General features: G+C 38.9%; 17 protein-coding genes and 1 pseudogene. 17 read left to right on the top strand and 1 reads right to left on the bottom strand.

Annotation, left to right across the window (positions count from 1 at the left end):
- Positions 1-50: 50 nt before the first annotated feature.
- From dnaE to AC4G3K_RS04555, 9 genes and pseudogenes are all read left to right on the top strand, one after another.
- The gene (dnaE, locus tag AC4G3K_RS04595; RefSeq protein ID WP_491132591.1) at positions 51-3407 is read left to right on the top strand and encodes a DNA polymerase III subunit alpha; all 3357 of its coding nucleotides are present in this window, start codon (positions 51-53) and stop codon (positions 3405-3407) included.
- Positions 3408-3509: 102 nt separating this feature from the next.
- Positions 3510-4748 (top strand): NADP-dependent malic enzyme, encoded by a 1239-nt coding sequence (ystJ, locus tag AC4G3K_RS04590; RefSeq protein WP_491076098.1) that lies wholly within the window; start codon positions 3510-3512, stop codon positions 4746-4748.
- A gap of 6 nt (positions 4749-4754) precedes the next feature.
- Positions 4755-5405 carry a FadR/GntR family transcriptional regulator gene (locus AC4G3K_RS04585; RefSeq protein ID WP_491132590.1) on the top strand — a complete coding sequence of 217 codons (651 nt, stop codon included), beginning with the start codon at positions 4755-4757 and terminating at the stop codon, positions 5403-5405.
- A 361-nt stretch (positions 5406-5766) separates the two neighbouring features.
- Entirely contained in the window at positions 5767-6630 is an 864-nt protein-coding gene (accD, locus tag AC4G3K_RS04580; RefSeq protein ID WP_491076096.1) for an acetyl-CoA carboxylase, carboxyltransferase subunit beta, read from the top strand.
- Entirely contained in the window at positions 6630-7607 is a 978-nt protein-coding gene (gene accA, locus AC4G3K_RS04575) for an acetyl-CoA carboxylase carboxyl transferase subunit alpha (RefSeq protein WP_491076251.1), read from the top strand. The genes accD and accA overlap by 1 nt, the downstream gene beginning before the upstream one ends.
- Before the next feature lie 274 nt (positions 7608-7881).
- Positions 7882-8072 (top strand): annotated as a pseudogene (locus AC4G3K_RS04570) (transposase); the annotation flags it as partial.
- Positions 8073-8412: 340 nt separating this feature from the next.
- Entirely contained in the window at positions 8413-9372 is a 960-nt protein-coding gene (pfkA, locus tag AC4G3K_RS04565; RefSeq protein ID WP_491076095.1) for a 6-phosphofructokinase, read from the top strand.
- Between the two features lie 28 nt (positions 9373-9400).
- Entirely contained in the window at positions 9401-11161 is a 1761-nt protein-coding gene (gene pyk, locus AC4G3K_RS04560; RefSeq protein ID WP_491076094.1) for a pyruvate kinase, read from the top strand.
- A 134-nt stretch (positions 11162-11295) separates the two neighbouring features.
- Positions 11296-11688, top strand: a complete 393-nt coding sequence (locus tag AC4G3K_RS04555; protein ID WP_491132589.1) for an FxsA family protein — start codon at positions 11296-11298, stop codon at positions 11686-11688.
- Between the two features lie 50 nt (positions 11689-11738).
- Here AC4G3K_RS04555 and ytvI read toward each other — a convergent pair whose 3' ends face one another.
- Positions 11739-12869 (bottom strand): sporulation integral membrane protein YtvI, encoded by a 1131-nt coding sequence (gene ytvI / locus AC4G3K_RS04550; RefSeq protein WP_491132588.1) that lies wholly within the window; start codon positions 12867-12869, stop codon positions 11739-11741.
- A gap of 157 nt (positions 12870-13026) precedes the next feature.
- On the opposite strand from ytvI, the gene AC4G3K_RS04545 reads away from it, so the two are divergent.
- The 8 genes from AC4G3K_RS04545 (at position 13027) to mutM (ending at position 23793) form a co-directional block, all read left to right on the top strand.
- Positions 13027-13485 carry a DUF441 domain-containing protein gene (locus tag AC4G3K_RS04545; protein WP_491132587.1) on the top strand — a complete coding sequence of 153 codons (459 nt, stop codon included), beginning with the start codon at positions 13027-13029 and terminating at the stop codon, positions 13483-13485.
- Positions 13486-13809: 324 nt separating this feature from the next.
- On the top strand, positions 13810-14925 hold the full coding sequence (citZ, locus tag AC4G3K_RS04540; protein ID WP_491076090.1) for a citrate synthase: 1116 nt from the start codon (positions 13810-13812) through the stop codon (positions 14923-14925).
- A 152-nt stretch (positions 14926-15077) separates the two neighbouring features.
- The gene (gene icd / locus AC4G3K_RS04535; RefSeq protein WP_491076089.1) at positions 15078-16349 is read left to right on the top strand and encodes an NADP-dependent isocitrate dehydrogenase; all 1272 of its coding nucleotides are present in this window, start codon (positions 15078-15080) and stop codon (positions 16347-16349) included.
- Positions 16350-16413: 64 nt separating this feature from the next.
- Entirely contained in the window at positions 16414-17352 is a 939-nt protein-coding gene (gene mdh, locus AC4G3K_RS04530; RefSeq protein ID WP_491132586.1) for a malate dehydrogenase, read from the top strand.
- Positions 17353-17534: 182 nt separating this feature from the next.
- A complete protein-coding gene (locus AC4G3K_RS04525; protein WP_491132585.1) occupies positions 17535-18254 on the top strand; it encodes a response regulator transcription factor in 720 nt (239 codons plus the stop codon).
- Positions 18251-20017, top strand: a complete 1767-nt coding sequence (gene pnpS, locus AC4G3K_RS04520) for a two-component system histidine kinase PnpS (RefSeq protein WP_491132584.1) — start codon at positions 18251-18253, stop codon at positions 20015-20017. Before AC4G3K_RS04525 ends, pnpS begins: the two co-directional genes overlap by 4 nt.
- Before the next feature lie 298 nt (positions 20018-20315).
- Positions 20316-22943, top strand: a complete 2628-nt coding sequence (polA, locus tag AC4G3K_RS04515; RefSeq protein WP_491132583.1) for a DNA polymerase I — start codon at positions 20316-20318, stop codon at positions 22941-22943.
- Positions 22944-22962: 19 nt separating this feature from the next.
- Positions 22963-23793: a DNA-formamidopyrimidine glycosylase gene (mutM, locus tag AC4G3K_RS04510; RefSeq protein ID WP_491076084.1), complete on the top strand. Its 831-nt coding sequence runs from the start codon at positions 22963-22965 to the stop codon at positions 23791-23793.

Below are 23793 nucleotides of genomic sequence, written 5' to 3'. Positions count from 1 at the left end.
AGAGAAAATTTCTACTGATTAATAAAATGTTAACAAGGATGTGACTTGTAATGTCATTAATCCATCTTCATGTATATAGCGCTTATAGTCTTCTAGAGAGTACGTTATCAATAAGGGATATCATTACCTCAGCGAAGAATAATGGTTTCAGCAGTATAGCACTAACAGATCGTAATGTTATGTATGGGGCTGTGTCTTTTTACAAGGAATGTATGGCACAAGGAATTAAGCCTATTATCGGTTTGACTGCAGATATATTTGATGATGAAGAAAAGGAAAGCTACCCTCTGATTTTACTGGCGAAGGATAATGAGGGCTATCACAATCTGATGAAAATATCGAGCGCGATTCAAACGAAATCTCCAAATGGTTTGCCTTTCAGATGGTTGAAAGGATATGCAAGAGGGTTAATTGCAATCTCTCCTGGGAGAGAAGGGGAAATCGAGAGTGCGCTTACATACCGTGTCAGTGAGGCAGAGAAAATCCTTCTGAAATATAAAAAATTGTTTGGTGATCTTTCTTTTTATCTTACACTGCCTGAATCGCATTCAGACAACATGGCACGTGAGGCGGTCAAGCAATTGGCTGATCAAACAAACACCCAGCTTGTCGCTGCTCACCATATCTGCTATTTGAAAGAGGAAGACTCACTCGCTTATCAGGCTTTGATGTGTTTAAAAAATAATATAAAGATAGAAGAACTGGATTATACTGAATTGCCTAAGGGTGAAAGGAAGCATTTTGCAAGCCGATCGGAAATGATGGAATGGTATTCATCCGATGTAGATGCACTCGAAAATACTGTCCGAATAGCTGAACAATGCCAAGTAACCTTAGAATTTAATCAAAGATTACTTCCGAAGTTCCCAGTACCAAATGATTTGTCAGCTCAACAGTATTTGACGGAAATTTGCAAGAAAGGATTCGCGAAACGTTATTCTAATCCTGATAAAAAGCATTATGAACGTTTGGAATATGAACTGTCTGTTATATCATCTATGGGATTCAGTGATTATTTTTTGATCGTTTGGGACTTTATGAATCATGCCAATAGACAAGGAATTTTAACAGGGCCGGGACGTGGTTCGGCTGCAGGGTCAATGGTTGCCTATGTACTGGGAATCACGAATGTAGACCCTATCAAATATAACCTCTTATTTGAGAGATTCTTGAATCCGCAGAGGGTTACAATGCCTGATATTGATATTGATTTTCCGGATAACCGCAGAGAAGAAATAATCCGTTATGTAGCAAATAAATATGGGCCTATCCATGTGGCTCAAATCATCACATTTGGTACATTTGGAGCAAAGGCAGCCTTGCGTGATGCAGGAAGAGTATGTGGTTTAAATACGAAGGAGCTGGATATGCTTTCCCGCTCCTTGCCTTCCATCAACGGGTTAACCATACAATTGGCTGAATCTGAATCCAGTCGTTTTCGTTCATGGAGGGACGAATCGGCCCTTCATAAACAAATCTATGAAATTGCAAGGAAATGGGAAGGCCTCCCGAGACATACATCCATTCATGCGGCAGGTGTGATTATAACGGATCAGCCGCTGACAGACTTAATACCGATCCAGGATGGACATGAAGGTGTTTATTTAACTCAATTCCCAATGGAGATTTTAGAAGAAATCGGCCTTTTGAAAATGGATTTTCTAGGCCTGCGGAATTTAACCTTAATTGATCAAATTATAAAACAGATTAATCGGATGCCTGGTAAAAGGATTACATTAAATCAGATTCCATTGGATGATAGGAATACATTTGAATTATTAAGCAAGGGTTTAACTTCTGGGATTTTTCAATTCGAATCTGCGGGCATGCAAAATGTCCTCAAAAAACTAAAACCAACCGTCTTTGAAGATTTAGTAGCAGTTAATGCATTGTACAGACCGGGTCCAATGGACAATATCCCTGCTTTTATAAATCGTAAACATGGGAGTGAGCCCATTGCATTTCCTATTCCCGAATTGGAAACGATTCTGAAATCTACCTACGGGATTATCGTGTATCAGGAGCAAATTATTCAGATTGCTTCCACGATGGCCGGCTTCAGCTTAGGAGAAGCGGATTTACTGAGACGAGCTGTGAGCAAAAAGAAAAAGGATGTGCTGGATGAACAAAGAGCTCATTTCGTAAAAGGAGCTATTTCTAAAGGATATGAACATCATATAGCTAATGAAGTGTATGATTTAATCGTCCGGTTTGCAAACTATGGATTTAATAGAAGCCATGCGGTCGCTTACAGCTTAATTGCTTATCAGTTGGCGTATTTAAAGGCAAATTATTTTCCAAGCTTTATGGCTGGATTAATGACTTCGGTGATTGGAAACGATGAGAAAATAGCTCAGTATGTCCAGGAATTAAAATCAAAAGAGTATACTGTTTATCCACCATCAATCAATAAAAGCCACTTCCCTTTTGTTCTTGAAGGAGAGCAAGGCGTACGTTATAGCCTGGCAGCCGTGAAAGGAATTGGAGCGTCTGTCTTAAAAGAAATCGTTACGGCACGAAAGAATGGCCCATTCGAAGACTTGTTTGACTTCTGTATACGTATTCCGTTACGCATAATAAATAGAAAAGTATTGGAAAATTTATGTTATGCCGGTGCATTTGATGAGTTTAATATGGACCGCGCAAGCATTCTGGCAAGTATCGATGTGGCACTGGAACATGCCGAATTGGTTCGTCCTGATTCCGAAGATGACGGCTTTTTTGATGCTGATGATCTGTTTATTAAGCCGAAATATATAGTGGTAGATTCGATGCCAACGGATAAAAAATTACAAAAAGAAAAAGAGGTTCTAGGCTTATACTTATCTGAACATCCCATCAGCGGGTCAAGGGCGTTATTGAAAAATGCAGGGGCACTGCCTCTTTCTAAGTTCTCATTGAACTCAACTGGATTCATTGGAGCTTATATACAATCCGTTAAAGCAATTCGCACGAAGAAGGGGGAAAGTATGGCTTTCTTGTTTTTAAGCGATGAAACGGGCGATATGGAGGGTGTTGCTTTCCCAAATGTGTACAAGCAATACTCGTCGTTATTAAAAGAAGGAAGTTTAGTTTTAATAGAAGGAAAGCTGGAAGAACGGAATAGTAAGAAACAATTTGTTATTCAAAATATGTATGATTTAGAGAATAATATTCCACAAATAAAAGAACTCTTCAAATCGGTATATATAAAGGTTGCTCCGAATGTTCAAACGAGTAAAACATTAACGGCCATTCGAAACATTCTGAACCGATACCGTGGGAACACCAAAGTATATGTATATTATGAAAAAGAGGCAAAAACCATACAGTTATCCAGAGAAAATTGGGTGAACCCTACACCTGCCTTATTAGCAGATTTAGAAGGAATTATAGGGGAAGGAAATGTTTTAATCAAAGAAGATTAACTATGTACAAGACTGAATATTGTGATATATTTACAGTATAATTTCAGGCCTGACCAAAAATGGATTTAATTGTCTTTATATAATAAAAAGGGGTGTAGGTAATTGACATTAAGAGAAGAAGCGTTGCATATGCATCGTTTAAATAAAGGGAAACTGGAAACGGTAGCCAAGGTACCTCTGCGGAATGCACATGACTTAAGTCTTGCATATTCTCCTGGTGTAGCCGAACCATGTAAACTTATACATGATAAGCCTGAGGCAGTATATGAATATACTATTAAGGGCAATATGGTGGCCGTGGTATCAGATGGAACAGCGGTATTAGGTCTTGGAAATATCGGCCCGGAAGCAGCATTGCCGGTCATGGAAGGCAAAGCATTACTATTTAAAGCATTTGCGGGAGTCGATGCATTCCCAATCTGTTTAAATACAAACGACGTTGATAAAATTGTAGAGACCGTAAAATTACTTGAACCTACCTTTGGCGGAATCAATTTAGAAGATATAGCTGCTCCAAATTGTTTTGTCATTGAAGAAAGACTTAAAAAAGAAATAAATATCCCCGTTTTCCATGACGATCAGCATGGTACAGCGATTGTGACGGTTGCAGGTCTGGTCAATGCCCTGAAACTGTCCAATAAAAAAATGTCTGAGATAAAAGTGGTAGCGAACGGCGCGGGGGCTGCCGGTATAGCTATTATTAAACTTCTTTATAACTATGGTGTACGCGATTTAATCATGTGCGATAGTAAAGGTGCCATTTACGAAGATCGTGCTTATGGTATGAATACTGTAAAAGCTCAAGTCGCTAAATACACCAATAGAGATCGAATGGAAGGAAGTTTGGAAGATGTCATTAAAGATGCAGATGTCTTTATCGGCGTATCGGTTGCTGGTGCATTGACATCAGAAATGATTAAATCTATGGCCCCTGATCCAATCATTTTTGCAATGGCTAATCCAGTTCCTGAAATTATGCCGAAATTGGCTAAAGAAGCGGGAGCAGCTGTTGTGGGTACGGGAAGATCAGATTTTCCTAATCAGGTAAATAATGTATTAGCTTTCCCGGGAATCTTTAGAGGGGCACTTGATGTCAGAGCGACTCATATTAATGAGAAAATGAAAGTTGCAGCTGTTGAGGCGATTGCCAATCTGATTGCAGACGAAGAATTACACGCGGATTATGTCATACCGGCACCTTTTGATCCACGGGTTGCGCCGGCAGTAGCTGCAGCAGTAGCAAAAGCGGCTATGGAAACAGGGGTTGCCAGATTAAAAGTTGACCCTGAAGAAATCAGAAAGAAGACAGAATTACTATCCTCCATTGGAAAAAGTGAGTGATGACAGATGCAACAGCAAACTGAGGGACAATCCAAAGTATATTTAGAGATAGTTCGTAAACTGCAAAGAATGATTGAAGAAGACCATCTTGTTTCAGGAGATAAAATTCCTTCTGAAAGGGAACTGTCAGATCGATTAAATGTTGGCCGTTCCTCAGTCAGAGAAGCTTTGAGAGCACTGGAACTTTTAGGGCTGATTGAAACAAGAAGGGGAGAAGGTACATTCATACATGATTTCCAGGAGCATAAGCTTGTAGAATTACTCGGTTCATTTTTTATTTTAGAAGGTAAAACAAAGAAAGATTTAATTGAAGTGAAAATATTGCTGGAAAAAGATTGTATACGAATAATGGCTGAATTTAATCAAAGGAATCCAGAGGCTATTAAAGATTTTTATAATTGGGCCAAAAACAACGCATTTACAGATGAGGCTTACTTCTCCAAATTGGCCGAATTGACAGAAAATCGTTTGATGGAGAGAATATGGAAAACGGTAAATAGTTATTGCAAAGCATCGGGCTATGAATTTTTCATTAAGGATCCGAAGCAGTATATCATTTTGGCTGCTTTACTTGAGAACGGCCAAAAAGATGAAGCACTTGAAATATACGAGACAAAAATCAGAGAAAACATCAGAGATTTTGTGATAAGTGAATAAAAAACCATCATATATTGGCCTTATAAAGGTACATTTTGTAAACTATATAAGGCCAAATTCCTAAACCTTACAAACCTTTTAATTCAATGACTTCACTAGGACATAGGATTGAGAGGTTTAAAGGTTTTTTTTGTTTTACTAAGTCATTAAAGGAAATAATTAAACATAATAAATTTTCTAAGTAACCACGTCCTTTGCAGCAGAAGAGAGGAAACGGAGTCCACCAAGTAGTTTGTCCTATTACCATAGTCTGTATATATCTGAATGGAAGGCAGGTATAATAGATAAGGTGCTTTTCTGAAATCACTGGCTGATGAAATAATGAGTAGGTTCATTGTAATACGAAAGGGGATCGAGAGCTTTGTTGAAAGACATGTTTTCTCGCACAAAGAAAAAGAAGTATGCAACTATTCCTTCCGAGCAAGCTAAACAAGATGTACCTGAAGGAATTATGATGAAATGCCCATCCTGTAAAAATATTAATTACTCAAAAGAAATATTAAAGAATGATAAAGTTTGCCCAAAATGTGGGTATCATCACCCGATGAATGCCGTTGAACGTTTAAGCAGCTTATTGGATAAGGATTCATTTGAGGAATACGATCGGGAAATGATTTCTGGAAATCCATTGAATTTCCCTAATTATACTGAAAAGCTAAATAGTGATCGAAACAAGACGAATCAGAATGAAGCGGTAGTAACAGGGGTAGGTCGAATCGGTGGTCAGACCACTGTCGTTGCCATAATGGATTCTACCTTTCGGATGGGCAGTATGGGCTCTGTGGTTGGTGAGAAGATTACAAGGGCTATTGAAAAAGCGGATGAATTAAAGTTGCCATTTGTTATATTTACGGCCTCTGGTGGAGCCAGAATGCAAGAGGGAGTTATAAGTCTCATGCAAATGGCGAAAACAAGTGCGGCTTTAAAACGGTTTAGTGAACGGTCGGGACTGATTATTTCAGTTATGACTCATCCGACAACTGGTGGGGTGTCAGCAAGTTTCGCATCACTCGGGGATTATAATCTTGCAGAACCTGGTGCTTTAATAGGATTTGCCGGTCGCCGTATTATTGAGCAAACCATCCACGAAAAATTACCGGAGGATTTTCAAACAGCTGAATTCCTGTTAAAACATGGTCAACTAGATGCAGTGGTGCCAAGATGTGAAATGAAACAGACATTGGCTGCTATTATTGATATTCATACAACAGGGGGGGATAAATGATGCCGGGAGAATTGTCATTTGAAAAACCAATACAGGATCTTCAAAAAAAAATAAATGAATTGAAGAAAATGACTACATATTCGGATGGAGATTTTACAGAGGAGATTATAAAGCTGGATGAACGGCTGGCTGAATTGGAAAAAGAGTTGTATCAAAATATAAAGCCATGGGATCGTGTGGAAATAGCCAGGTATTCATTGCGGCCTACCACCTGCGATTACATAGAACAGTTATTTACGTCATTCTTTGAGTGTCATGGGGATCGACTTTTTGGTGATGATGAAGCAATAGTAGGCGGTATAGCCAAATATCATGGAATGCCAGTGACCGTAATTGGCCATCAGCGGGGCAAAGACACGAAAGATAATATTCGCCGAAATTTTGGTATGCCTCATCCGGAAGGATACAGAAAAGCTTTACGATTAATGAAGCAGGCAGAAAAATTTAAGAGACCTATTATCTGTTTTATTGATACAAAGGGAGCCTATCCTGGTAAGGCGGCAGAAGAACGGGGACAAAGTGAAGCTATCGCCAGGAATTTATTCGAAATGGCTGGCTTAAAAGTACCTATCGTATGTATTGTAATTGGCGAAGGGGGAAGTGGAGGAGCATTGGCTCTTGGTGTGGGTGACCATATCCATATGCTTGAGAATTCCACCTACTCAGTTATTTCTCCTGAAGGTGCGGCATCCATCCTTTGGAAAGATGCCTCCATGGCAAAGAAAGCGGCAGAATCGATGAAGATTACGGCACCTGATTTGAAAGAGTTGGGCATTATAGATGAGATTATTCCTGAAGTACTTGGGGGTGCCCACCGTTCGGTGAAAGATCAGGCAAAGGAAATAGATAAAATCTTACAGAAGTCGTTGGATCAATTAAAAGAAATGAGCAGCGAGGAATTGGTTAATAGAAGGTATGACAAATATAAAAATATAGGGAAGTATGATTTTTCAGCTCACTTTGCAACAAATCATTAAACGTACTACATATTAGATGTACGTTTCAGACTGTAGACAAAGTCCTTATTTTAGGGGACCTTGTCTACAGTTTTTTGTTTTCTCTGTCCTCTTCTATCCAGTTCACGCTATTTTCTGCAGAATGGGCTCGCTTTCCGCGGGCAAGCATCAAGCCTCCTCGTGCTTTGCACTGCGGGGTCTCGATACGCTTGTTCTTCCCGCAGGAGTCTCACCACCCATTCTGCAGAAAAAGGTCACTGCGTTCTCTGTTTAACCAGAAATCCTCTATAGGCAAATGAATCGTGAACAGTTAGAGGTGATTACGTTAGAACAACTTGTCCGGAGAACCATTTGGTTTGTAAAGTAGAAGCCGCCATTGATTTTTCGTTTATCTATCCACTGGTTGAGGATAAATATTCGGCTGAACGTGGGCGTCCAAGTATTGATCCGTTCGTATTAATCAAAATGACATTCATTCAATATATAATTTAGAAATCGGCCTCTATTGGGTCATTCTGAATTCCTTTTGTCTACAATCTGAAACGTACATATTAGATGTACGTTTCTTTTTTTGTGGTTTAGGGAAAAATACAAGAAATGTCCATTATTTAAAATTACCTTGAAAAATATTGAAGAACAACCATCATGGCACCGTTTTCATAAAAATTTCCTTGGTACAAGGGGCTTTACGAAAGGTTTTTGTTATCATAGAATAAGGATGCGATGTGAATATGATTAAACGGAAACAACTTATATTTCGTGATTGTGTTTCTGTCTATTACAGATGTATACTCAATGAGGATAATACTAAACACGGGGTGATATCATGAAAAGAATAGGTGTATTAACAAGTGGGGGAGATTCACCAGGCATGAATGCTGCGGTACGTGCCGTTGTAAGAAAAGCCATTTTCCACGATTTAGAGGTTTATGGAATTTATAACGGATATCAAGGCCTTCTGAATGGAAACATTAAAAAGCTGGAGATTGGTTCAGTAGGAGATATTATACATAGAGGCGGAACGATGCTGTATACTGCTCGTTGTCCAGAATTCAAGGAAAGAGATGTTCAATTAAAGGGAATTGAGCAATTAAAGAAATTTGGAATTGAAGGGCTTGTCGTTATAGGTGGAGATGGGTCTTATCGTGGAGCCAGAGCCTTAACAGAGCATGGATTTCCATGTATAGGTGTACCTGGAACGATTGATAATGATATTCCAGGGACAGAATTCACAATTGGATTTGATACAGCCTTGAACACAGTTATTGATTCTATTGATAAAATCAGAGATACAGCAACATCACACGAACGAACATACGTCATAGAGGTTATGGGAAGAAATGCCGGAGATCTTGCATTATGGGCAGGACTTGCCGGTGGAGCGGAATCTATTCTTATTCCTGAAGAAAACTATGATATGAATGATATCATTAATAAGCTGCAGCGTGGGCATGATAGAGGAAAGAAACACAGTATTATTATTGTTGCTGAAGGTGTAGGCAGTGGTATGGAAATCGGTAAAGAAATCCAGGAACGCACTGGTCATGAAACGCGCGTGACTGTTTTAGGACATGTTCAGCGCGGGGGATCACCAACAGCGACTGATCGCGTTTTAGCCAGTCGGTTGGCTGCTAAAGCTGTTGAATTGCTTCTTGAAGGTACAGGAGGTCGCGCAGTAGGAATCGTTAACAACAAATTAGTTGATTATGACATTATTGAAGCGTTAAAGATGCCGCATGCGATTGACCAAAAAATGTATGAATTATCTCAGGAGCTTTCAATTTAATTAAGAAGTAAAAATAGGAGGATACAACATGCGTAAAACAAAAATCGTATGTACGATTGGACCAGCCAGTGAGACATTAGAAAAGTTAAAAGCATTAATGGAGGCAGGAATGAATGTTGCCCGTCTTAACTTTTCTCATGGCAGTCACGAAGAACATCGTGCAAGAATACAAACTATTCGTCAGGCTGCTAAAGAAACTGGCAAAACTGTAGGAATTTTACTTGATACAAAAGGTCCGGAAATTCGCACACATAATATGGAGAATGATGGCTTTGAATTAGTGGCTGGTCAAGATGTCACGATTTCTATGACTGAAGTACTTGGTACTCCGGAAAAATTCTCAATTACTTATGAAGGTCTCATTGATGATGTTCATGAAGGATCCAGAATTTTGGTAGATGATGGTTTAATCGGCCTTGAAGTAACCGGTTTGGATAAGGATAAAAAAGAAATCTATACAAAAGTTCTTAACACGGGAATGATTAAGAACAAAAAAGGTGTAAACGTACCAGGAGTTTCTGTGAAATTACCGGGAATTACACAGAAGGATGCTGAAGATATCGTTTTCGGTATTCAGGAAGAAGTTGATTTTATTGCAGCTTCCTTTGTTAGAAGAGGCGCGGACGTTCTTGAAATCAGAGAATTACTTGAAAAGCATAATGCCGGTCATATCCAAATCATCCCGAAAATCGAAAATCATGAGGGTGTAGAAAACATTGAAGAAATCTTAGAGGTTTCTGATGGTCTAATGGTAGCACGTGGAGATCTTGGCGTTGAAATTCCTGCTGAAGATGTACCTCTTGTCCAAAAAGATTTAATTAAACGCTGCAATACACTGGGAAAACCGGTTATTACAGCAACACAAATGCTTGATTCTATGCAACGTAATCCGCGTCCAACACGTGCGGAAGCAAGTGACGTGGCAAACGCAATCTTTGATGGAACGGATGCAATTATGCTCTCTGGTGAAACAGCTGCCGGCCATTATCCAGTTGAAGCGGTTCAAACGATGCATAATATTGCTAGTAAAGCAGAAACTGCTTTAAATTATAAGGCCATTCTATCCGCTCGCAGTAAAGATCATGATTATAGTGTGACGGATGCAATTGGACAATCTGTAGCCCATACAGCTTTAAACTTAAAGGTTTCAGCTATTATTACACCAACACAAAGCGGCTCAACGGCACGTGTGATTTCCCGTTACCGTCCTAAAACACCTATTATCGCAATCACGTCTGATGAAAGAGTTATGAGACGATTAGCATTGGTATCCGGTGTTTATCCAATTTTGGGTACTCTTACAACAACTACTGATGACATGCTTGAAAATGCAGTACAAGCAGCTACAGAGCAAAACTTGGTAAAACCAGGTGAGTTGGTTATTATCACAGCAGGTGTACCAGTGAATGAATCAGGTACAACAAACATTATGAAAATCCATCTAATTGGATCTGTGTTAGCAAGTGCCCAAGGAATTGGACGAAAATCTGCTTGCGGCCGCGTTGTGATTGCGAACAATGCTGAAGATGCGATTGCTAAAGTTCAAGAAGGATCTATTTTAGTTACAAATGCAACTGATAAAGACATGATGCCAGCAATTGAAAAATGCGCAGCCTTGGTAACAGAAGAAGGCGGTTTAACGAGTCATGCTGCTGTTGTAGGTTTAAGCCAGGGTATTCCGGTTATTGTTGGAGTTGAAAATGCAACAAGCCTATTTACGCATAACCAAGTTATAACTGTAGATAGCCGCAGTGGCCGTATTTACGAAGGAAATACTGGAATTCTGTAATAAGCAGGATGGAAATGGAGCTGTTTGTTTAGCTGTTTGCTAATTTAAACAGCTCTTTTTTTAATCCTTGACTATGAATTATGCTAAACTAAAACGAAATGGCGTAATAACATTTGGCAATTAGGAGGTTATGAATGAAGCTTACAACCATATTTTTCATTCTTATACCGATTATAGAAATTATCGTGTTGTTGGTTTCCGGTTCATATTTAGGAATTGGCTGGACTGTTTTCCTTATCTTTTTTACCGGAATAATCGGGGTATTTTTGGCTAAGAAACAGGGCCTTCAAACCATTCGACGTGCACAAGAACAAATGAGTAAAGGGTTTATGCCGGGTGAAGAAGTCTTTAACGGGATTTGTATTCTGGTCGGAGGTTTCCTGCTTTTGCTGCCTGGTTTTATTAGTGATTTTGCTGGGTTTCTATTGCTTATTCCCTATACAAGGAAAGGTTTTAAGCCAATCCTTTATACTTTGCTTACAAAATACATGAACAAATCACGTAAGACGATTACAATTATTCGATAAATCAGGGGGCTGCTTCTAGCGATAAAAATCGTTAGAAGCAGCCCTTCCATTTATTTTCTAATAATGGGAGGTTTAGGGCCCATGATAAAGTTTTTCAAATCCTGAAGGATATGCAATTTATATAATGTGCGCAAGATAACTAGGACAATCGGCCCAACGATAAAACCTAGGAACCCGATCAGTTTAAATCCGACAAATATTGAAACTAGTGTCGCCAATGGATCAAGGCCAATGCTGGAGGAAAGAATTTTTGGTTCCATGAATTGTCTTTGGACGATTACCACGGTATATAAAATACCAAGTCCAAGTGCTAAGCCGAGGTTGCCAATAATCAGTTCATAAATGATCCATGGAATAAATACTAATCCTGTACCAAGATAGGGTAGTAAATCAACAAAGCCGATAATAAGGGCAATCGTTATAGCATAATTCACCCGCAGTATTAACAAACCCACCAGAACAATCAATGCGGTTATGGATATTAAAGTGAGTTGTGCTCTTATAAATCCAAATAATGCTTTTTCCAACTCTTTAAGCACATTCTTTAGATTATACATTGCTTTATTCGGCAGGCTTTTTTCGCTGTATTGAAGTAATTTATCCCATCTTTTTGCAATGAAAAATGTTGCCAGCAAAGTAAATAGGGTCCCTGTTCCCACGCTTGGGAGCCAGCCAATAAAAACAGGGATAAAGCCTAAACTGGACTGAAGGATTGATCCTATCATGCTGCCTGCTTCCTTCCCTATGTGCTCAATATTGGACAGAATCGTATCCTGCTGTCCGGTATCGAGGGTATTAAAGAAGGATATAATTTTTTGGTAAAATGGAAGTATATGGTTTGTGAAGTAATTTTGAGTAAATACAATCATCGTATTTAAATGTTCAGGTAATACTTCTGACAAATAGGTGATACCGACAACCACTTCAGATACAAGAAAAGTAATCAAACCAGCAATAAGTGCAACGGTAACAAGCATAGAAAGTATAACGGATAAGCTTCTTGGTATCTTAAGTTTATTTGTTAAGAATGAGATAAAGGGCTTAAGCAGATAGGCAAACGCTAAGCCAATAATAAATGGGTACGTATATTTAGCTGTAAGAAGCAGTAAATAAAAGGACAGGTATACCCCAACAATAACAATCACAAAGCGTAAAACTTTATAAAGATGTTCAAGGTTCATTCGGTCCTCCTTTATTTCGCTTTCTAAATTTAATTATAGTCTTTACTTTAGTCTAAGGAAAGTTCATATATTGCCAAAAGAGCTATTTTTTGAAATAATCAGACTTATTTGCGTTACTTTGATATCTATATTTTTTCAACAGGAAGGAAGAGACACCATGTATAGTCCATACATATTTTTGGGGATTTTACTAGCTATAGGATTAGTTGCAAAGAATAGTTCACTTACATTTGCTGCTTTCTTTTTAATTGTCATGAAAATAGTTGGTTTAGATGGTAAGTTGTTCAGCCAAATTCAGGCAAAGGGGATTAATTGGGGGGTTACGATTATTACGATTGCTGTACTAGTTCCAATTGCTACTGGTCATATAGGATTTAAGCAGTTAGCGGATGCCATGAAATCTCCATACGCCTGGATTGCCATGCTCTCAGGGATTGCGGTTGCATTAATAGCAAAGAATGGCGTACAGCTACTGGTAGATGATCCACATATAACGGTAGCGCTTGTTTTTGGTACAGTCCTTGCTGTAGGTCTATTTAATGGGGTAGCTGTAGGACCGTTAATCGGAGCGGGTATTGCCTATCTGGCGATGCAGCTTATTAATTTATTTAGATAGTTTTATAAGTGGATAATTTTAGAATTTTGTAAGGTGTTTTCGTTTCACAAATTACACTTAATTGTTTATAATTGAAAACAAGACATAGATTTCACATTTTTGTAAAAAAATTCATGTGAAATCTATTGTTATTCTGAGCAATCGTTCATCAAGGGGGAAGCTGGGTAATTTTTATGCTCTTATGATAACGCTTACTTATAAGTAAGAGATATAAATGTGATGAAAGCTTATAGGCAGTACATACATTACAGGAAAGCGATTACCCAATTCATCAACTGAAAATCAGGAACACAGGGGAGATTTCTAGCAAAGGAGAGATGGATCATGTCTGTTACAAAAGGTCTTGAAGGAATAGTGGCTACATCATCTTCAATCAGTTCTATTATCGATGATACATTGACATACGTCGGATTCGATATCGATGATTTAGCTGATAATGCAAGTTTTGAAGAGGTTATTTATTTGTTATGGCATCGAAGATTACCCAACAAGCTAGAATTAGAGGATTTGAAAAATCAACTTGCTGTAAATGCAGGATTGCCTGATGAAATGATTGAGCACTTCAAAATGTATCCGATTGATAAGGTACATCCAATGGGTGCACTAAGAACAGCTGTATCTTTATTGGGGTTATATGATGAAGAAGCTGATATTATGGATGAAGAAGCGAATTTTAGAAAAGCACTGCGTCTGCAAGCCAAAGTCCCATCCATTGTGACAGCTTTTTCACGGATTCGTAAAGGAAAAGAACCTATTGCACCGCGTAAAGATTTTGGATATGCACAGAATTTTCTCTATATGTTAAATGGTAAAGAGCCAGAGCAGATTGAAATCGAAGCCTTTAACAAAGCTTTGGTTTTACATGCTGACCATGAATTGAATGCGTCTACATTTACTGCCCGTGTATGTGTGGCGACCCTTTCGGATATCTATTCAGGTGTTACAGCAGCAATCGGTGCTTTAAAAGGCCCATTGCATGGGGGAGCTAATGAAGCAGTTATGAAAATGCTGACTGAAATAGGTTCTGTGGAAAATGTTGAGAGCTATATAAAAACTAAATTATCAAATAAAGAAAAAATAATGGGCTTTGGTCATCGTGTTTACAGACAGGGAGACCCAAGGGCAAAACATCTTCGTGAAATGTCCCAAAAGCTGACTAATCTAACAGGTGAACCAGTATGGTACGAAATATCGGCTAAAATCGAAGAGTTGGTTACTTCACAAAAGCCGCTGCCGCCAAATGTAGATTTTTATTCTGCTTCTGTATACCATAGTCTTGGGATAGACCATGATTTATTTACACCGATTTTTGCAGTGAGCCGTATGTCAGGCTGGATTGCCCATATACTGGAGCAATATGAAAATAACCGATTAATCCGTCCGCGCGCTGAATATGTGGGACCGGGTATGCAAAAATATATTCCGATTGAAGAACGTTAAAAACAAGTGCCTGAAATTATCTGATAGTTATCAATAGTATGGTTTGTTAATTAACTTTAAGATAGTTATACTTAAATTTATAGATTTAGAGAAGAGGTTAGCTGAAACTAAGCGTTTCACTAACCTTGTATAATGATGTTGGAGGGGTTTGAATGAGCAAGGGAGAAAAAATCACAGTGGTCGATGGAGTGCTGCAAGTACCCAATCAGGCAATTATTCCGTTTATTGAGGGAGATGGAACAGGTCCGGATATTTGGGCAGCTTCATCCAGAGTATTAGAAGCGGCAGTAAACAAAGCATACAATGGGGAAAAAGAAATTGTTTGGAAAGAAGTATTAGCTGGTGAGAAAGCATTTAAACAGACAGGGGAATGGCTGCCTAAAGAGACGCTTGACGTAATTAAAGATTATCTGATTGCGATTAAAGGACCGCTTACAACACCGGTTGGCGGAGGAATCCGTTCCTTAAACGTAGCGTTGCGCCAGGAACTTGATTTATATACTTGCCTGCGTCCGGTTCGTTATTTTAACGGTGTTCCTTCACCAGTTAAAAGACCAGAGGACACAGACATGGTTATATTCCGTGAAAATACAGAAGATATTTATGCGGGAATTGAGTATGCAAAGGGATCAGACGAGGTTAAAAAATTACTAACCTTCCTGCGCGAAGAAATGGGTGTTTCTAAAATCCGTTTCCCTGAAACTTCCGGACTTGGTATCAAGCCTATTTCCGAAGAAGGAACAAAGCGCCTTGTCAGAGCTGCACTTAACTATGTAATTAAAGAAGGGCGTAAATCTCTTACACTCGTTCATAAAGGAAATATAATGAAGTATACAGAGGGAGCCTTCAAAAACTGGGGTTATGAGGTTGCTGAAGAGGAATTTAGCGATCAAGTGTTCACATGGGCACAGTATGACCGCATTAAGGATGCGGAAGGTACAGAGGCAGCTAACAAAGCTCAGGCAGATGCAGAGGCAGCCGGTAAAATTATTGTGAAAGATTCCATTGCAGATATCTTCCTTCAACAAATTTTAACTAGACCAAGGGAATTTGATGTAGTGGCAACTATGAACTTAAATGGAGATTATATCTCCGATGCTCTTGCAGCGCAGGTTGGAGGAATTGGAATTGCACCTGGTGCCAACATTAACTATATAACAGGGCACGCCATTTTTGAAGCAACACATGGAACAGCACCTAAATATGCCGGTCTTGATAAAGTAAATCCATCTTCTGTTATTTTATCAGGTGTATTAATGCTTGAGCATCTTGGTTGGAATGAGGCTGCCAAGTTAATTACTCAATCAATGGAAAAAACAATTGATTCAAAAGTGGTTACATATGACTTTGCCCGTTTAATGGATGGCGCGAGTGAAGTGAAATGTTCTCAATTTGCTGATGAACTAATTAAAAATATGGATTAAAGATTTGTGGAGGGGTGATCCGATAAAAAGGATTGCTCCTTTTAAAAATTGGAGGTAGATAAGAATGTCTTTTAACCGAAAAAAAATATCTGTCATTGGAAGTGGTTTTACAGGGGCTACAACTGCCTTTCTTTTAGCTCAAAAAGAACTGGGGGATGTCGTGCTGGTTGATATTCCGCAAATGGAGAATCCAACAAAGGGTAAAGCTCTGGATATGGCAGAAGCAGCACCCGTACAGGGATTTGATGCATCCATAACTGGAACATCCAATTATGAAGATACAAAGGATTCTGATCTGGTAATCATTACTGCTGGAATTGCACGTAAACCAGGAATGAGCCGGGATGATCTTGTTCAGACGAACCAAAAGATTATGAGATCCGTAGCAAAGGAAATTGTAAAATATTCTCCTGATAGTTATATCATCGTACTAACTAATCCAGTTGATGCCATGACCTATACGGTATTTAAGGAAACTGGATTTCCTAAAAATCGTGTAATTGGTCAATCGGGTGTATTGGATACGGCACGATTCCGTACATTTATTGCTCAGGAATTACATTTATCGGTTAAAGATATAACTGGTTTTGTATTGGGCGGACACGGCGATGATATGGTCCCTCTTATACGCTATTCATATGCTGGTGGAATTCCGCTGGAAACACTCCTGCCAAAGGAACGTTTGGAGGAAATCGTTGAACGTACAAGGAAGGGCGGAGGAGAAATTGTTAACCTTTTAGGTAACGGCAGTGCATACTATGCACCCGCAGCTTCACTTGTTGAGATGGCTGAAGCGATTATAAAGGATCAGCGCAGAGTAATCCCGGCGATTGCGTACTTGGAAGGTGAATATGGATATAATGGAATTTACTTAGGTGTTCCGACTGTTCTGGGTGCGAACGGAATTGAAAAAGTTATAGAGTTTGAGTTATTGGAAGATGAAAAAGCAGCGCTTGATAAATCTGCTGAAGCTGTTCGTTCTGTAATGTCTGTGCTTGCTTAAGTTCATGCTGTTTAAAAAATCGGAGGATTTTATTCTCCGATTTTTTTGCATTTTAGGGGGGAGACTGAATAAAGTGGGATAACAAAATAATCCAATTAGACAGTGTATGTAACACAGACTACCAAAAAACGTTTGTTCATATATAATGAATAGTATAGTGAAAAAAGTTACAGGAGGGGCCAATGAGTAAAAAAGTCCTCGTAGTGGAAGATGAACAATCGATTATTACCTTACTAACTTATAATCTGGAACAAGCCGGCTATCATGTACTCAATGCAATGGATGGAGAGACAGGTAAAAGAATGGCTATGGCCGAGTCGCCAGATATAATAATCCTGGATTTGATGCTGCCCAAGTTGGATGGTATAGAAGTATGCAAAATTTTGAGACAAAATAAATTAATGACGCCAATTCTTATGTTAACAGCTAAAGATGAAGAATTTGATAAAGTGCTTGGCCTTGAATTGGGAGCAGACGATTATATGACGAAACCATTTAGCCCGCGAGAAGTTGTAGCGCGTGTAAAAGCTCTTCTCAGAAGAGCGGGAATGGGATCCTCCTCAACGGAAAATTCTGTCGAAAAGCAAGAGGCAGATATCATAATAATTGGTGAATTAAAGATTTATCCTGATAGGTATGAAGCTTATTTGAGGGACGAGCTACTGGAGGTAACGCCGAAGGAATTTGAGCTGCTAGAGTATCTTGCCAGAAATAAATCAAGAGTGCTGACCAGAGATCAGCTTCTCAATGTGATATGGAATTATGAATTTGCCGGTGATACGCGTATTGTGGATGTGCATATTAGCCATTTGCGCGAAAAAATTGAACAAGAGACGAAAAAACCTGTATATATCAAAACTGTACGCGGATTGGGATATAAACTTGAGGAACCGAGGGAATGAAAAAATTTAAGCTTAAACTAACCGCAGAAATAGCCGCTACTACAGTAATCTTACTTCTTTGCTTTGGTCTATTAATCGGAAAGTTGTTCCTTTATTATTATGATAAATCTGTGCTCAGCCATCTTAAGGAAGAGGGGCACCTGTTAAGCCTTTACTTGAATGAAACAGAAGATAGCAATCAGTTAGATATGAAATTCAAACAGTTGAATAAACATTTGGAATCTTCCTTCCTGGTTATGAAGGAGGATGGAGAAATTCTCTATAAAACAGAGAAGCCTGCAGGATGGAAGGAATGGGAAGAATCTGATTCTCTGTCTGCAATTATGGAGGATGTAAGAACAGATAATCAAATAGGGACAAAAACGGAAATTAAAACAGGGCCATCCTATTACTATGTAGACACATTTCAAATGGATAATGGGGATACAAGCTATTTCCTATTGGCTGCGAATGAAGATTCGATTCTTTATACAAAAGTATGGTTTATACTAATTGGCTGTTTGGGCTTTGCCTGTTTGATGATCGGCTTATTTGTCTATCAGCTGATCAAGAAGTTTGCAATCCCGATTGAAAGTGCGATGAAAGCAGCTTATGAATTAACGAGAGGTAACTATCGAGCTCGTTCGTACGTTGGCAGAAATTATGAAACTGGGGTATTTAACCAATTAATTAATACAGTAGCGCGAAATATGCAGGAAATGAAAATCGCTCATGAAATTCAAAAAGACAGATTGAGCACACTGATTGAAAACATGGGAAGTGCTCTGCTTTTAATTGATGATAAAGGGTTTGTCAGCATGATTAACCATGCTTATATGGACCTTTTCAGGGTAGATGAGGAAGAATACTTATTAGAACTCTATTATAAAGTAATCAAACATGAAGAAATAAATGCAATCATCGAAGAAATCTTTATGGCGGAGCAAAAGTTAAAGAAACAAATTGTCCTGACCATTGGAATTGAGCGGAAGAATTTTGAAGTATACGGTGCACCAATCATGGGACCTAAAGGTGAATGGAAGGGGATTTTGCTTGTTTTCCATGATATTACAGAGCTAAAAAAATTGGAATCTGTAAGAAAACAATTCGTTGCGAATGTGTCACATGAATTAAATACCCCGGTTACATCAATTAAAGGGTTTTCAGAAACACTACTTGATGGAGCCATGCATGATCCTCAGGCATTAGAGCACTTCTTATCTATTATTTTAAAAGAAAGCGACAGGCTGCAATCATTAATTAAGGAATTACTGGAGCTTTCAAAAGTCGAACAGCAAGGCTTCCAACTTGATTTACAGGAAATTGATATTATTCCTGTTTTAACAGATACATACACTATGCTTGAGAAAAAAGCATCTAAGAAGCATATTGAATTTGAAATGCAGAATTTTAACAAGCCGATTATTTGTGAAGCAGATGCATTTCGACTTAAACAAGTCAGCATAAATCTTGTCAATAATGCGATTTCCTATACCCCTTCATACGGTAAAGTACGAATTTCTGCTAAAGAAGAATCAGATAAGATATTTATAGCCATAGAGGATACCGGTATTGGAATTGAAGAAAAGGAATTCCCGCGGATATTTGAAAGGTTTTATCGGGTGGATAAAGACCGAAGTCGGGAATCAGGAGGAACCGGGTTGGGACTGGCCATTGCGAAGCATATCGTGGAGGCACATAACGGAGAAATCACGATTCAAAGTCAGAAGAATGTTGGTACCACTTTTACGATTATCCTTCCTAAATTCCAGTCGAAACGTTGAGAACTATCCATTTGCACGAATCACTTGGCAATCATGAAGGAATTGACAACTCAATAGAAAAAGAACCGTCATTTTTCTTTCAAACTCTAGTCATGATAAAATAGAGTGGATAAGGGGAACTGACGGTTTTTTATATCCGTATGAAAGAATAAAAGCCTTGTTATAAGTATTCATTGGTTGCACCTGCTATGATGATTAAATTAGGTGCTCACATACCATTGACAGCACGGTGATTTTAGTTAAACAAGCTATTTGATTGATAGCTATTTGAAAATATAGATGGATACTGGAGGTAGCCATGAAGAAAAAATTAATCTTAATAGATGGAAACAGTATAGCCTATAGGGCATTTTTTGCATTGCCATTGTTAAATAATGAAAAGGGCATCCACACAAATGCTATATATGGTTTTGCGATGATGCTCAATAAAATTATGTCGGAAGAAAATCCTACACATATATTAGTTGCATTTGATGCTGGGAAAACAACCTTTAGACATAGTACATATAAAGAATACAAGGGCGGGCGTCAAAAGACACCACCTGAATTATCAGAGCAATTTTCGTTTATTCGTGAATTATTGGATGCCTATGGAATTTCCTGGTATGAACTGGCCAATTATGAAGCCGATGATATTATCGGAACACTGGCACTAGAGGCAGAAAAAGGGGATTATGAAGTTCAAATTATTTCCGGTGATAAAGACTTAACCCAACTTGCTACCGATAAAACGACTGTACGTATTACCCGTAAAGGTATCACGGATATGGAGGATTATACACCGGCGCATATTCGTGAAAAATATAATTTAACGCCCAATCAAATTATTGATTTAAAAGGGTTGATGGGAGATGCTTCAGATAATATCCCTGGAATCCCGGGTGTGGGGGAAAAAACCGCTCTAAAATTATTAAATCAATTTGTAACGCTTGAGCGTGTTGTGGCTTCTCCAGAGGAAATCAGCGGGAAAAAATTAAAAGAAAAAGTGGAAGAATTTAAAGATCAGGCTATTTTAAGTAAGCAACTGGCAACGATTGAAACAAATGCCCCAATTGAAGTGGAACTTGATAATATAGACTATTCGGGTGCAGATCAGGAAAAGCTCCTATCGATCTATAAAGAATTGGGATTTGCTACCTTGATCGAAAAAATGGAGCCAACTGCTCATGAAGAGATGCCCCAGCTTGAAGAAATTGATTATCAGGAAGCAGAAGATGTGACTGAAGATATGCTGACAGCTCATTCCTCACTCTATTTGGAGCTGCTTGACCCGAATTATCATACAGCTGAGGTAATTGGCCTGGCTATATCAAATGAGAATGGGACTTTCTTTATCGAAAAGGACAAGGCTGTGAAATCTCCTCTTTTTAAAGAATGGGCAGAAAACCCTGAGTATAAAAAAACTGTGTATGATGCCAAACAAAACATTGTTGCTTTAAGTCATGATGGCATTGCTTTAAAAGGAATAGAATTTGATGTTTATTTGGCTTCCTATGTTCTGAATCCCGCAGAACCGGATGTAGATATATCTGACATTGCTAAAAAGCATAACGCCGGGCATATCCAAACAGATGAAAGCTTTTATGGAAAAGGGGCGAAACGTTCGATACCGCCGATCGCTGAAGTAGGAGAACATATTGCTCGTAAAGCTTTGTCGTTAACTATCATAAAAGAAAGCCTGGAGAGGAAGCTTGAAGAATTTAACCAAATTGGCTTGCTTCAGGATTTAGAACTGCCGCTGGCACTTATCCTCGCTGAAATGGAAATCACGGGTGTGAAGGTGGATGTGAATCGTCTGAAAGAAATGGGAGCGGAGCTTGCCGGCAGATTAAAGGATATTGAAGCTAAAATTTATGATATGGCAGGTGAAGCATTTAATATTAATTCACCGAAACAGCTTGGAGTCATCCTATTTGAAAAATTAAATTTGCCTATTATCAAAAAGACAAAGACTGGCTATTCGACTTCTGCGGATGTTCTTGAAAAATTGGAAAGCAAGCATAGTATTGTCAGGGAAATTCTCCATTACAGACAATTGGGTAAGCTGCAATCCACATATATAGAGGGATTGTTAAAAGTCATTCGTGATGATCAGAAGGTTCATACAAGGTTCAATCAGGCCTTGACTCAAACAGGACGATTAAGTTCGACAGATCCGAATCTGCAAAATATCCCAATCAGACTGGAGGAAGGTAAAAAAATCAGACAAGCCTTTGTGCCTTCTGAAGAAGGATGGGTCATTTTTGCAGCTGATTATTCCCAAATTGAACTCCGTGTTCTGGCCCATATCGCGGGTGATGAAAACCTAATTGAAGCATTTAATACTGATATGGACATTCATACAAGGACCGCTATGGATGTATTCCATGTGGATGCGACCCAAGTAACATCGAATATGAGAAGACAGGCTAAAGCCGTAAACTTTGGAATTGTATATGGAATTAGTGATTATGGGCTCTCACAAAGTCTCGGTATCACGAGAAAAGAGGCTGGGGTATTTATTGAACGTTATTTAGAGAGTTTCCCTGGTGTGCAGCAATATATGAAAGATATTGTGGAAGAAGCAAAGGAAAAAGGGTATGTGAGTACCTTATTGCAACGACGCCGATATATACCTGAAATTAATAATCGCAATTTTAACGTCCGCGGTTTTGCAGAAAGAACTGCCATGAATACACCTATTCAGGGCAGTGCAGCTGACATTATTAAATTGGCGATGATTCGGATGAATGCCAGATTAAAGAAAGAGAATTTACAAACGCGAATGCTTCTTCAGGTGCACGATGAACTGATCTTTGAAGCACCGCCAGAGGAATTGGATATCTTAAAGAAAATTGTTCCGGAAGAAATGGAAAATGCGATAGAATTATCAGTTCCATTAAAAGTGGATTATTCATTTGGGAACACCTGGTATGATGCTAAATAGAGTAAAGGGGTGAAAAGGGATGCCTGAATTACCAGAGGTCGAAACAATCAGGAGAACCCTCGAAGTATTGGTTCTTGGAAAAACAATCGATGATGTAGATATACGATGGGGGAAAATTATAAAAGAACCGGATGACACTGAACTGTTTCGGATGCTGCTAAAGGGACAGACCATTCATGCGATTGGGAGGCGCGGCAAATTCCTGATCTTTCATTTAGATGATCACAGCCTTGTTTCCCATTTACGGATGGAAGGCAAATATGGACTCTATGAGGAGACGGAACCAGCCGATAAGCATACACACGTGATCTTCAAATTTACGGATCATACTGAATTAAGATACAGAGATGTCCGTAAGTTTGGTACGATGCATTTGCATTCGAAAGGGACAGAATTAGATGTACTCCCTCTTTCAAAAGTGGGTCCAGAACCTTTTTCGGATGAATTTACACCTGAGTATTTAAGTCGAGCACTTAGTAAGACCAATCGTTTTATCAAAGCGGTTTTATTGGATCAGAGAGTGGTTGCGGGCCTTGGTAATATTTATGTGGATGAAGCGCTGTTTCATTCAGGTATCCATCCTGAGCGGGCAGCGTCAACTTTAACAGAAGAGGAGATAAGTAAACTATATACTTCAATAAAAGAAACTCTTGCGACCGCTATCGAAAAAGGAGGAAGCACAGTACGTTCCTATGTGAATTCCCAGGGTCAGATGGGTATGTTTCAACTGGAGTTGTTTGCTTATTCAAGAAAAGGGCTGCCATGTAAAATTTGTGGAACAACCATGGAAAGAATTATTGTTGGAGGCAGGGGGACAGTCTACTGCCCAAAATGTCAGCCATTATCCTAG

The organism is Bacillus sp. z26, from assembly GCF_058313635.1.
Note: the sequence above shows the minus strand (reverse complement) of the source record. Positions and strands in the feature narration are given on the sequence as shown.